The sequence below is a fragment of the Amycolatopsis tolypomycina genome, assembly GCF_900105945.1.
Classification (GTDB): Bacteria; Actinomycetota; Actinomycetes; order Mycobacteriales; family Pseudonocardiaceae; genus Amycolatopsis; species Amycolatopsis tolypomycina.
Genome location: NZ_FNSO01000004.1, coordinates 2903249 through 2916087 on the forward strand (window position 1 = coordinate 2903249; position 12839 = coordinate 2916087).

At 69.4% G+C, this 12839-nt stretch carries 8 protein-coding genes; 3 read left to right on the plus strand and 5 right to left on the minus strand.

Annotated features, from left to right (window positions below; translation table 11 throughout):
* Window positions 1-11: 11 nt before the first annotated feature.
* The 5 genes from BLW76_RS23435 to BLW76_RS23455 all read right to left on the minus strand — a co-directional run bounded on the left by BLW76_RS23435 (window position 12) and on the right by BLW76_RS23455 (window position 6508).
* Window positions 12-1778, minus strand: coding sequence for an IlvD/Edd family dehydratase (locus tag BLW76_RS23435; RefSeq protein ID WP_091310965.1), 1767 nt, complete (start codon window positions 1776-1778; stop codon window positions 12-14).
* Window positions 1779-1916: 138 nt separating this feature from the next.
* A complete protein-coding gene (locus BLW76_RS23440; RefSeq protein WP_208613359.1) occupies window positions 1917-3329 on the minus strand; it encodes a GH1 family beta-glucosidase in 1413 nt (470 codons plus the stop codon).
* Window positions 3326-4207, minus strand: coding sequence for a carbohydrate ABC transporter permease (locus BLW76_RS23445; protein WP_091310971.1), 882 nt, complete (start codon window positions 4205-4207; stop codon window positions 3326-3328). The genes BLW76_RS23440 and BLW76_RS23445 overlap by 4 nt, the downstream gene beginning before the upstream one ends.
* On the minus strand, window positions 4204-5199 hold the full coding sequence (locus tag BLW76_RS23450; protein WP_091310974.1) for a carbohydrate ABC transporter permease: 996 nt from the start codon (window positions 5197-5199) through the stop codon (window positions 4204-4206). The genes BLW76_RS23445 and BLW76_RS23450 overlap by 4 nt, the downstream gene beginning before the upstream one ends.
* 4 nt (window positions 5200-5203) lie before the next feature.
* Window positions 5204-6508, minus strand: a complete 1305-nt coding sequence (locus tag BLW76_RS23455) for an ABC transporter substrate-binding protein (protein WP_091310975.1) — start codon at window positions 6506-6508, stop codon at window positions 5204-5206.
* A 250-nt stretch (window positions 6509-6758) separates the two neighbouring features.
* Here BLW76_RS23455 and BLW76_RS23460 point away from each other — a divergent pair, with 250 nt between their 5' ends.
* From BLW76_RS23460 to BLW76_RS23470, 3 genes are all read left to right on the plus strand, one after another.
* The gene (locus BLW76_RS23460) at window positions 6759-7754 is read left to right on the plus strand and encodes a LacI family DNA-binding transcriptional regulator (RefSeq protein ID WP_091319748.1); all 996 of its coding nucleotides are present in this window, start codon (window positions 6759-6761) and stop codon (window positions 7752-7754) included.
* A gap of 585 nt (window positions 7755-8339) precedes the next feature.
* Window positions 8340-11258 (plus strand): glycoside hydrolase family 48 protein, encoded by a 2919-nt coding sequence (locus BLW76_RS23465; RefSeq protein ID WP_091310978.1) that lies wholly within the window; start codon window positions 8340-8342, stop codon window positions 11256-11258.
* Window positions 11259-11276: 18 nt separating this feature from the next.
* Window positions 11277-12812: a cellulase family glycosylhydrolase gene (locus BLW76_RS23470; protein ID WP_091310980.1), complete on the plus strand. Its 1536-nt coding sequence runs from the start codon at window positions 11277-11279 to the stop codon at window positions 12810-12812.
* Window positions 12813-12839: the final 27 nt, after the last annotated feature.

The following is a 12839-nucleotide window of genomic DNA, read 5'->3' on the forward strand; positions in this document are numbered from 1 at the left end:
AAGCGAGAAACTCAGTGGTTGTCGCGGGGAATGCCCTTCGTCGCGGCGATGCGCTGGTACGCGACGGCCGGGCGCAGCACCATGCCGTCACACAGCTGGTCGACCATCGACCGCTGGATCTGCTGCCACGGCGTCTGCGACTCGGGCACGGGGTAGCCGCCCGCCTCGGCCAGCTCCCGGTGGCGCCGGGCGAGTTCCTCGTCGGAGACGAGGACGTCCGCGGTGCCGGCGCCGAGGTCGATCCGGACCCGGTCCCCGGTGCGCAGCACGGCGAGACCGCCGCCGGCCGCGGCTTCGGGCGAGGCGTTGAGGATCGACGGCGAGCCGGAGGTGCCCGACTGGCGGCCGTCGCCGAGGCAGGGCAGCTCGTGCACGCCCCGCTTGATCAGCTCCGCCGGCGGCCGCATGTTCACCACCTCCGCGGAGCCCGGGTAGCCGAGCGGGCCGGTGCCGCGCATGACCAGCAGCGAGTGCTCGTCGACGCCGAGGTCCGCCTCGTCGATGCGGGCGTGGTAGTCCTCCGGGCCGTCGAACACGACCGCGGTGCCTTCGTAGACGCCCCCGGCCAGGTACCGCCGCCGGAACTCCGGCGAGATCACGCTGGACTTCATGATCGCCGCGTCGAAGAGGTTGCCCTTGAGCACCAGGAACCCGGCGTCGGGGGTGAGGGCGGTGTCGAAGGTCCGGATGACGTCCCGGTCGCCGGCCTCGGCGTCCCGGCAGTTGTCGCCGAGGGTGCGACCGTTGACCGTCGGCGCGTCCTCGTGGACCAGCCCGTGCCGCATCAGCTCGTGCACCACGGCCGGGACCCCGCCCGCGCGGTGGAACTCCTCGCCGAGGTACTTGCCGGCGGGCTGCAGGTCGACCAGCAGCGGGACGCCGTGACCGAGCCGCTGCCAGTCGTCCAGGGGCAGGTCGACGCCGATGTGCCGGGCGATCGCGCCGATGTGGATGGGCGCGTTGGTCGAGCCGCCGATCGCGGAGCTCACCACGATGGCGTTCTCGAACGCCTCGCGCGTCAGGATGTCCGACGGCTTGAGGTCTTCGCGGACCATGTCGACGATCCGCAGCCCGGTCCGGTAGGCCATCCGCGCCCGGTCGCGGTGCGGGGCCGGGATGGCCGCGCAGCCAGGGAGGCTCATGCCGAGGGCTTCGGCGAGGGCGTTCATCGTGGACGCCGTGCCCATCGTGTTGCAGTGCCCGGGGGAGGGGGCCGAGGACGCGACGAGCTCCATGAACCCGGCGTCGTCGATCTCGCCGGCCGCGAGCAGCTCCCGCGCCTTCCAGATGATCGTGCCCGAGCCGGTGCGCTTGCCGTCGTACCAGCCGTTGAGCATCGGGCCGCCGGACAGCACGATCGCCGGGATGTCGACGGTCGCGGCGGCCATCAGGCACGCCGGGGTGGTCTTGTCGCAGCCGGTGGTGAGCACGACGCCGTCGATCGGGTAGCCGTAGAGCGTCTCGACCAGGCCGAGGTAGGCGAGGTTGCGGTCGAGCGCGGCGGTCGGGCGTTTGCCGGTCTCTTGAATGGGGTGGACCGGGAACTCGATGGCGATGCCGCCGGCCTCGCGGATGCCTTCGCGCGTGCGGTCGGCCAGCTGCAGGTGGTGGCGGTTGCAGGGGGTGAGGTCGGAGCCGGTCTGCGCGATCCCGATGATCGGCTTGCCGGACTGCAGCTCCTCCCGGGTCAGGCCCCAGTTCTGGTACCGCTCGAGGTAGAGCGCGGTCATCCCGGGGTCGGCGGGGTTGTTGAACCAAGCTTCGCTGCGCAGTCCCATACCGGCCAGTCTGGCAACGGCGGTCCCGGATTGCACGCCCCGGCTCAAGCGCCCCAATGTGGCGTTCGGTGCGTTGGACGCACCGAACGCCACATTGGGTGCGTTGGACGCAACCAACGCCACATTGGGGCGCTTGGGTCAGCCGAGCCCGTTGAGGCCGATCACCCGGGAGTACCAGTGGGCGCTCTGCTTCGGCGTCCGCCGCTGCGTGTCGTAGTCGACGTGGACCAGGCCGAACCGCTTCGCGTAGCCCTCGGCCCACTCGAAGTTGTCCAGCAGCGACCAGTAGAAGTACCCGCGCAGGTCGACGCCGGCCTGGATCGCGTCGTGGCAGGCCCGCAGGTGGGAGTCGAGGAACGCCACGCGGTCGGTGTCGACGATGTCACCGCCGTCGGAGACGACGTCGGGGTAGGCCGCGCCGTTCTCCGTGATGTACAGCGGCAGCTGCCGGTAGCCGCGGTGCACCTGCAGCAGGGACTCGGTCAGCCCGGCCGGCTGGACCTCCCACCCGGAGTCCGTGCGGGGCGCCGCCGGGTCCGGGACGAAGTGCACGTCACCCGCGCCGACCCACTCGGGGCCCGCCGGCTCGCTGCCCGGCACCGGGCGGCCCGCGACGCGGTAGTCGCGGTAGTAGTTCACGCCCAGCCAGTCGACGTGCGCGGCGATGATCGCGGCGTCCTCGTCGCGCACGACCGAGCCCAGGCCGAACGGCTCGAGGTCGGTGACCAGGTCGTCCGGGTAGCCGCCGCGCAGCACCGGGTCGAGGAACAGCCGGTTCTGCAGGCCGTCGATCCGCCGGGCCGCGGAGACGTCGGAGACGTTCGCCGGGTCGTGCGGGGCGACCGGGTACAGGTTCAGCGTGATGCCGGCCGGGACGTCCCGGGCGTGCCGCCGGATGATGTCCATGGCCAGGCCGTGGCCCAGCAGCAGGTGGTGCGTGGCGGCCACCGCCGCCGGGTGGTCGGTGCGGCCGGGCGCGTGGATGCCGCCCGCGTAGCCGAGCATCGCCGCGCACCAGGGCTCGTTGAGCGTCGACCAGCTGGCGACGCGGTCACCCAGCCGCTCCAGCACGGTCTCGGCGTATTCGGCGAACCGGTAGGCGGTGTCCCGGTTGGTCCAGCCGCCCTTCTCCTCCAGGGCCTGCGGCAGGTCCCAGTGGTACAGCGTCGCCCACGGCTGGATCCCGGACTCGAGCAGGCAGTCGACCAGCCGGTCGTAGAAGCCGAGCCCGGCGGCGTTCGGCGCGCCGCCGTCCGGCCGCACCCGCGGCCACGCCAGCGAGAAGCGGTAGGCGCCGAGGTTGAGCCGGCGCATCAGCCCGACGTCTTCGGAGTACCGCCGGTAGTGGTCGGCCGCCGGTTCGCCGTTGTCGCCGCCCCGGACCGCACCCGGGCGGCGGGCGAAGACGTCCCAGACCGAGTCGGTGCGCCCGTCGGCCGTCGTGGCTCCTTCCACCTGGAACGACGCGGTGGCGGCGCCCCAGACGAAGCCAGGCGGGAACATCAACGCGGTCTCCGCCCGAACGCTGTCGGGATGTACGGACATGTTCACCCTTTCACGGCACCTTGCATGATCCCGGCCACGATCTGGCGGCCGAGGAGGACGAAGACGATGAGGATGGGAATCGTGGCCAGGGTCGTGCCGGCCAGGACGAGGGAATAGTCGACGTAGTAGCCGCTCTGCAGCTTTTCCAGGGCCACCTGGACGGTGGGGTTGCCGGCGTCCAGCACGACGAGCGGCCACAGGAAGTCGTTCCAGGACATCATGAACGTGAACATCGCGAGGATCGCCGCGGCCGGGCGCACGGCGGGCAGGCAGACGTTCCAGAAGACCCGGATCATGCTGCAGCCGTCGACGCGCGCGGCCTCGATGAGCTCGTACGGCAGAGCGTCCACTGTGTACTGCCGCATCCAGAACACGCCGAACGCGGTGACCAGGTTGGGCACGATCACCGCCGTCAGGCTGCCCGTCCAGCCCAGTTCGGACATCGCGATGAACAGCGGGATGATGCCCAGCTGGGTGGGCACCGCGAGCGTGACGACGATGAAGACGAACAGCTTGTTGCTCCCGCGGAACCGCAGTTTCGCGAAGGCGAACCCGGCCAGCGCCGAGAACAGCACCGTCGTCAGCGTCACCGTGCCGGACACGATGACGCTGTTGGCAAGCGCTTTCCAGAACGGCACGGTGTCGAACACCCGCGACGCGTTCGCGAAGAAGTTGCCGCCGGGCACGAACGGCGGGATGCGCTCGGTGAGCATCCCGTTGTCGCGGCTGGCCACCAGGAACGACCAGTAGAACGGGAACAGCGAGCCGAGCACGAAGATCGCCAGCACGATGTAGGTCGCCTTGCGGGGCTTGCCGAGCGTGGCGACCTTCTGCCGGATCCCCGGTTTGCTTCCGGTGGGGATGTCACTCTGGAGTGTGGTCATTTCTTCTTCACCTTCACCGCCGGGGTGCTGGCGATCCGGCTGGTGATGAAGAAGTTCGCCAGCGCGATGAGCACGATGATCAGGAACAGCACCCAGGCGATCGCCGAGGCGTAGCCGAGGTCGGCGTTCTGGAACGCCGTCTGGTAGAGGTACAGCGTCACGGTCTGGAACTGGTTGGTCGAACCGCCGTTGTTCGACCCCGGCATGGCGTCGAACAGCTTCGGCTCGGTGAAGATCTGCAGGCCGCCGATCGTCGAGGTGATCGTGATGAAGATCAGCGTCGGCCGCAGCAGCGGCAGGGTGACGTTCCAGAAGCGGCGCCACGTGCCCGCGCCGTCGATCACGGCGGCCTCGTGCAGTTCCTTGGGGATGGCCTGCATGGCCGCCAGTACGATCAGGGCGTTGTAGCCGGTCCAGCGCCAGTTCACCATGATCGCGATCGCGACGTGGCTGCCGAACCGGTTGGCCTGCCAGTCGACCGGGTCGAGGCCGATGGTCTGCAGCACGCCGTTGATCAGCCCGTACTTCGGGCCGAACAGGTTGGCGAAGATGATGCCGATCGCGACGAGGCTGGCCGCGTACGGCAGCAGGATGCCGACGCGCCAGCCGGTCGCGCCGCGCAGCCGGGCCCCGAGCAGCGCCGCCAGCATGACCGCGATGATGAGCTGCGGGACGCTGGACAGCAGGAAGATGCTGATCGTGTTCGTCAGCGCGTTCCAGAACTGCGTGTCGGCGAAGAGCTCCTTGAAGTTGTCGAGGCCGATGAAGTCGGGGTCGTCGCTCCCGGCTTCCCACTTGAACAGCGAGACGTAGGCGGTGTAGAGCAGCGGGAACAGCCCGACGATCCCGAAGAGGATGAAGAACGGCGCGATGTAGAGGTACGGCGAGACCTTGACGTCCCACCGGCTCAACCGGTGACGGAAGGTGGGCCGGGGAGACACGCGCTCCCCGGCCTTACTCCCTTCTGGCGCGACCTTGTCGAGGACGGTCATCGGTTCAGCGCGTGATCTTCTTCGCGGCTTCGACCATCTGGTTCCAGCCGTCCGCCGCCGACTTGCCCTGCTCGACCGCCTGCAGTGCCGGGCTGGACGCGTTCTCCTGGATCTGGCCGTCGCCGGGGCCCTTGTACTGCGGCTTCTGCACCTTCTTGGCCTGCTCGGCGAACAGCGCGCCGACCTTCGTGTCGCCGAAGTAGTCGTTGGTGTAGCTCAGCAGCGCCGGGTCCGAGAGCGCCTTGACCTGGCTGGGGAAGGTGCCCTTGGCCTGGAACGCCTTGATCTGCTGCTCCGGGGCGGTCAGCCAGGCCGCGAGCTCGGCGGCCTCCTTCGGGTGCTTGGACTGCGTCGGGACGGTCAGGTACGAACCACCCCAGTTGCCGCCGCCGCCGGGGAAGGCCGCGGTGACGGCCCACTTGCCGGCGTTCTCCGGGCCGGCCTGCTCCTTGATCACGCCGAGCATCCAGGCGGGGCACACCTTCGTGGCGAACGCGCCCTGCTTGAAGCCGGTGTTCCACTCGTTGCTGAACGCGGTGAGCTTGGCCGACTCGCCCTTGGCGACCGCGTCGGTGACCTTGGCCCAGGCGTCCTTGATGCCCTGGTTGGTCTCGACGGCGAGCTTGTCGTCGGTGTTGATGTAGCCCTGGGGGAGCTGGTTGACCATCGCGTTGAAGTTCTGTGCGGCCGAGTCGAACCAGGCCTTGCCGTTGCTCTTCTTGACGAAGTCCGCGCCGGCGGCGAAGTAGCTGTCCCAGGTGGCGAACAGGGGCTTCACGGCCTCGGGGTCGTCCGGCAGGCCGGCGGCCTTGAACATGTCCTTGCGGTAGCACATGGCGAGCGGCCCGATGTCGGTGCCGTAGCCGATGAGCTTGCCGTCCTTGGTCTTGGCGGCGTCGTACTTCCAGGGCAGCCAGCGGTCGGCGGAGGCGTCGGCCGGGCCGATCTTGCTCAGGTCGTTGAACTTGGAGCCCTTGTCGAGGAAGTCGGAAAGGTGGCCCTCCTCGAGCGCCGTCACGTCGGCCAGGCCCGAGCCCGCGGCCAGCTTCGTGACGAGTTCCTCGTGGTAGGGGCCGCCCTGGCCGGTCTTGCGGTGGGTGATCTTGATGTTGGGGTGCAGCCGCTCGTACTCCGGGATGAGGGCCTCGTAACCGAACTCGGTGAACGTCGCCAGCGTCAGGTCGACCTTCTCGTTCGGGTTCGCGGCCGCCGGCGTGTTGGTGTCACCGCCTCCGCTGCAGGCCGAGGCGCCGAGCGCCGTCATCGTGATACCCAGTGCCAGGACCAGGCCGTTCCGGATCGTTCTCACGTGTCCAACCACCTTGTTGACGGGAATGAGCGCTCTCACTGCTGGGAGCCGATCTGGGAGCGCTCCCAGGTGTGGCAGAGTCTGGTGGGGGCGTTCACCGGTGTCAAGGGGTTGTAACCGGAGCGTTTCCTGCGAGGAGCGCTCCCGGACGCAGCGGAGCGTGAACGTTAAGCTGAGGCGGTCAGAGTTGCAGAGGGTGAGCGAGGGCGGTGCCGTGGGGCCTCGAGCAGGCGATGAAGAACGGCCGACACTGGAGGACGTCGCGGCGTTCGCCGGCGTGTCGCGGTCGACGGCGTCGCGCGCGTTGAACGACGACGCGTACGTCAGCGCGGCGGCGCGCGAGAAGGTGCTCTCCGCCGCCCGTGACCTGGGCTATTCGCCGAACCAGGCGGCCCGGTCGCTGGTCACGCGCCGCACCGGGGCGGTCGCGGTGGTGCTGTCGGAGCCGGAGTCCCGGCTGCTCGACGACCCGTACCGCGCCGCCGTCATGCGGGCCGGCTACCGGGAGCTCGCCGACGTCGGGCGGCAGATGGTGCTGATCTTCAGTGACATCCGCGAGGACCTGAGCCGGACGGTCCGGTTCCTCGAGGGCGGCCACGTCGACGGCGCGCTGGTGTTCGCGCCGCACCGCGCCGACCCGCTGCCCAAGGCGCTGCGGCTGCTGCGCATCCCGGTGGTGTTCGGCGGCCAGGCGGCCGGCATCCGCCGCGGCGTGCACGTCGTCGACTTCGACAACGAAGGCGGCGCCCGGCTGGCGGTCCAGCACCTGGTCGCGGCCGGACGGCGGCGGATCGCCACGATCGCCGGCCCCCAGGACCAGAGCGCCCCGATCGACCGCCTGGCCGGCTGGCGCAAGACCCTCCTCGACGCCGGGCTCGACCCCGCCGACCTGGCCGAAGAAGCCGATTTCACCCTTTCGGGCGGCGCGAACGCCATGTCCGCCCTGCTGGCGAGGCACCCGGACATCGACGCGGTGTTCGTCGCCAGCGACATGATGGCGGTGGGCGCCCTGCGCACCCTCGGCGGCGCGGGCCGCCGCGTCCCGGACGACGTCGCGATGGTCAGCTTCGACGACAACGTGACACTGGCCCCGGCCATGGACCCGCCCCTGACGTCGGTCCACCAGGACCCGCGCGAGCAGGTCCACGCCATGGTCGAGACCCTGATGCGCCTGCTCGACGACCACAACCTCAAGCCGCGCCAGCACATCCTCCCGGTCTCGCTGGCGGTCCGCGCCTCGAGCTGAGCCTTCGATGCCCCGCGAATCACGCGTGATGCCTGCCGGCGCACGCGTGATGCCCGGCCGCGCGCGTGATGCCCCGCCGGAGCGCGCGTGGCGCCTCGTCGCGCGCTCGATGCCCCGCGAATCACGCTTGATGCCCGCCGGCGCACCCGTGATGCCTCGTCGCGCGCGCGTGATGCCCGGCGAATCACGCGTGATGCCCCGCCGTGCGCGCGTGATGCCCGGCGCCGCACGCGCGTTTCCGGTGTGAAACGTTTTCACCCACCTTCGGAGATATGTCCGCGTTACGGGTGCCCCGGTAGGTGGGAGTGTTCCCGTTCAGGTGTACGCGTTTGGCGCTAAACGGCGTTTTCTCGACACTCCGGGTAAACAGGTCGCTGGGCTGAACGGGTGACGGGACGACGTTCGGGTGCGGCTGTTCAGGAGCGTTCAGTGGTCCGGTGTTCGCCGGGTGCGCAGATGTGACGTTCGGGCTCCCGGTGTCCTTCTGACTCGATTCTTTACATCCAGGTTTCCGGCTGGCTACCGTCTGCGCCTGGAAGCGCTCCCAGATCGCTGGCTCCCTACGGACAAAGGAGTTCCGCAGCCATGCGTTCCTCTCCCCGAAAGCGCGTCCGTGCGCTGGCACTGGCCTCGGCCGTGCTGGCGGTCACGGGCGCGGTGGTCGCCCCACCACCGGCGCTCGGCGCCGACATCGCCTGTTCCGTCACCTACACGACCAATGACTGGGACACCGGGTTCACCGCCAACGTGTCGCTGCGCAACGACGGAGCTCCGTTCGACAGCTGGAAGGTCGGCTGGACGTTCCTCGACGGCCAGAAGGTCCAGCAGGGCTGGAGCGCCACGTTCGCCCAGTCCGGCGCCGCGGTCACCGCGACGAACATGTCGTACAACGGCCACCTCGACACCGGGGCGAGCACGTCGTTCGGGTTCAACGGCTCGAAGGGCTCGGCCAACCGGCCGCCCACCGACTTCTCGGTGAACGGCACCGCGTGCACCGGTGCGAACAAGGCACCGACGGTCACCCTCACCTCGCCGAGTTCAACCGGCACCTACTACGCCCCGGCCACGATCCCGCTGGCCGCGACGGCCGCCGACAGTGACGGCACCGTCAGCAAGGTCGAGTTCTACGCCGGCGACACGCTGCTGGCCACCGACACGGCCGCGCCGTTCGAAGGCAGCTGGGGCAACGTCCCGGCCGGGACCTACTCGATCACGGCGAAGGCCTACGACAACAAGAACGCGTCGACCACGTCCAGCCCGGTCAGCGTGAAGGTCCTCTCCGGGCCGACGATCGTCGCCGCGCCGGCGACCGCGCAGGTCAAGCAGGGCGGCACGACGACGTTCGCCGTCTCGCTCGCCGGTGCTCCGTCGGGTTCGGTCACCGTCGCGGTGGCGCGGACGGCCGGCAGCACCGACCTCACCGCGAGCCCCACGAGCCTGACCTTCACCGCGGCGAACTGGAACGTGCCGCAGAACGTCACGGTCGCCAGTGCCGACAACGGCGGTGCGCTGGGCAGCGCGACCTTCACCGCGAGCAGCAGCGGCTACACCGCGGCCACGGTGGCGGTCAACGAGATCTCGTCGTCCACTTCGGACTACCAGCTCGCGTTCCTGACCCAGTACAACAAGATCAAGGACCCGAACAACGGCTACTTCCGCAAGTTCGGGAACATCCTGGTGCCCTACCACTCGATCGAGACGCTGATCGTCGAGGCGCCGGACCACGGGCACGAGACGACGTCGGAGGCGTTCAGCTACTACCTGTGGCTGGAAGCGTCCTACGGCCGGATCACCGGTGACTGGACGCCGTTCAACCAGGCGTGGACGTCGATCGAGACGTACGCGATCCCGTCGGCGGCCGACCAGCCGGGCAACTCCGGCTACAACGCCAGCAAGCCGGCGACCTACGCGGCGGAGTACCCGAGCCCGAAGCAGTACCCGTCGCAGCTGCAGAGCAACGTCTCGGTCGGGGCCGACCCGATCGCGGCGGAGCTGAAGGCCGCCTACGGCAACCCGGACGTCTACGGCATGCACTGGCTGCTGGACGTGGACAACATCTACGGCTTCGGCCACTGCGAGGACGGCACCAACACCGCGCCGGCGTTCATCAACACCTTCCAGCGCGGCTCGCAGGAATCGGTGTGGGAGACGGTCACGCAGCCCAGCTGCGACGTCCTGAAGTTCGGCGGCAAGAACGGGTACCTCGACCTGTTCACCGGTGACTCCTCCTACGCCAAGCAGTGGAAGTACACCAACGCCCCCGACGCGGACGCCCGTGTCGTGCAGGTGGCCTTCCAGGCCGAGAAGTGGGCCCAGGCCCAAGGCAAGAGCTCGGACATCGCGGCCGTCGTCAAGAAGGCCTCGAAGATGGGTGACTACCTGCGGTACTCGCTGTTCGACAAGTACTTCAAGAAGATCGGCAACTGCGTCGGCGCGTCGGCCTGCCCGGCAGGCACCGGCAAGAACAGCGAGCACTACCTCATCAGCTGGTACTACGCCTGGGGCGGCTCGATGGACCCGTCCAGCGCCTGGGCGTGGCGCATCGGTGACGGCGCGGCGCACCAGGGTTACCAGAACCCCCTGGCGGCCTACGCGCTGTCGGCGGACCCGGGCCTGAAGGTCACCTCGGCGACCGGTGCCACGGACTGGGCGACCAGCCTGAACCGGCAGCTGGAGTTCCTGCAGTGGCTGCAGTCGTCCGAAGGCGGCCTCGCCGGCGGCGCGACCAACAGCTGGGACGGCCAGTACGGCACCCCGCCGTCCGGCACGCCGACCTTCTACGGGATGTTCTACGACTGGCAGCCGGTCTGGCACGACCCGCCGAGCAACCAGTGGTTCGGCTTCCAGACCTGGGGCATGGAACGGATCGCCGAGTACTACCAGGCGACCGGTGACGCCCGGGCGAAGAAGATCCTCGACAAGTGGGTCCCGTGGGCCATCGCGAACACCACGGTCGGGGCGGGCGGCAGCTTCCAGATCCCGGCCGACCTCACCTGGACCGGCGCGCCGGACACCTGGAACGCCACCAGCCCGGGCGCGAACAACGGCCTGCACGTCGCGGTGAAGAACTTCAACAACGACGTCGGGGTCGCGGCTTCCCTGGCCAAGACGCTGTTGTACTACGCGGCCCGCTCGACCAACGCCCAGGCGAAGACGGTCGGGGAGCAGCTGCTCACCGCGCTGTCGGCGAACACCGACAGCAAGGGCATCGCGGTGCCGGAGACCCGGAAGGACTACGACCGGTTCGACGACACCTACAACGCCTCCACCGACCAGGGGCTGTACATCCCCTCGGGCTGGACGGGCACCATGCCGAACGGCGACCCGATCAACGCGAACTCCACGTTCCTGTCGATCCGCTCGTTCTACAAGAGCGACCCGCAATGGCCGCAGGTCCAGTCCTACCTGAACGGCGGCGCCGCGCCGACGTTCACCTACCACCGGTTCTGGGCGCAGACGGAGATCGCCACGGCGTTCGCCGCGCACGTGGACCTGTTCGGCTGAGAGGTACAGAGGCACGCGATGAAGCGACTGCTCAGCCTGGTGGTCGCCGCACTGGTCGGGGGCGCCGTTCTCACGGCGTCCCCGGCCACCGCGGCCCCGGCACTTTCACGTGAAAGTGCCGCATCCGGGACTGGCACCGGGTTCTGGCACGCCGCCGGAGCCCAGCTGGTCGACGCGACCGGAGCGCCGGTCCGGATGACCGGGATCAACTGGTTCGGCGCCGAGACGGCCAACTACTCGCCACACGGGCTGTGGAGCCGCAACTACCACGACATGCTCGACCAGATGGCCGCGCTCGGGTACAACACGCTGCGGCTGCCGTACTCGAACCAGCTGTTCGACTCCGGGTCCAAGCCGGTCAGCGTCGACCAGGTGCAGAACCCGGACCTGCAGGGCCTGACCGGCTTGCAGGTGCTCGACAAGATCGTCGCCTACGCCGGCAGCAAGGGCATGCGCGTGCTCCTGGACCGGCACCGGCCGGACTCCGGCGCGCAGTCCCCGCTCTGGTACACCGCGGCGTACCCGGAGAGCCGCTGGATCTCCGACTGGACGATGCTGGCCAAGCACTACCAGGGAAACCCCACGGTCATCGGCGCGGACCTGCACAACGAACCGCACTCGATCTCCGGTGGCGGGGGAGCGTGCTGGGGCTGCGGCGACACCGCGACCGACTGGCGGCTCGCCGCCGAACGGGCAGGCAACGCCGTGCTCGCGGTCAACCCGGACTGGCTGATCGTCGTCGAAGGCGTCGACTGCGTCAGCGGCACGGGCGACCCGCAGTGCGGCTGGTGGGGTGGCAACCTCTCCGGGGCGAAGCAGTTCCCGGTGCGGTTGTCCAAACCGGACAAGCTGGTGTACTCGGCGCACGAGTACGCGACGTCGGTGTTCGCCCAGAAATGGTTTTCCGACCCGGCTTTCCCGGCGAACCTGCCCGCGCTGTGGGACCACTTCTTCGGCTACCTGCACAAGGAGAACATCGCGCCGGTGCTGCTCGGCGAGTTCGGCTCCACGCTCGCCGACCCGCGCGACAAGGTCTGGCTGCAGGAACTGATGAAGTACGCGGGCACCGGCACCTCCGGGATGAGCTTCACGTACTGGTCGTGGAACCCCAACTCCGGGGACACCGGCGGCATCCTCGGCGACGACTGGACCACGGTCAACCAGGCCAAGCAGGCCATCCTGCAGCCGTACCTGATCCCGCCGGTGGGCTCGGGCGGCGGCCCGGCCGACCCGCCGCCGGCGAGCTGCGCGGTGACCTACCACGTCGACAACACCTGGCAGGGCGGCTTCGTCGCCACGGTGACGGTGAAGAACACCGGCAGTTCGGCACTGAAGAACTGGGCGCTCGGCTGGACCGTGCCGTCCGGGACGCAGATCACCGGCGGCTGGAACGCCACCGTCACGCAGACCGGGCAGCAGGCGAGCGCCAAGGCTCCCGCCTGGGCACCCGACCTCGCCGCCGGCGCCTCGGTGTCGATCGGCATCCAGGCGACCGGCCCCTCGACCGGCACGCCCGGCGGCTTCGCCGTCGGCGCGACCGCCTGCACCACCTGACCCACCCAACAACTAAGGAGCGCACTC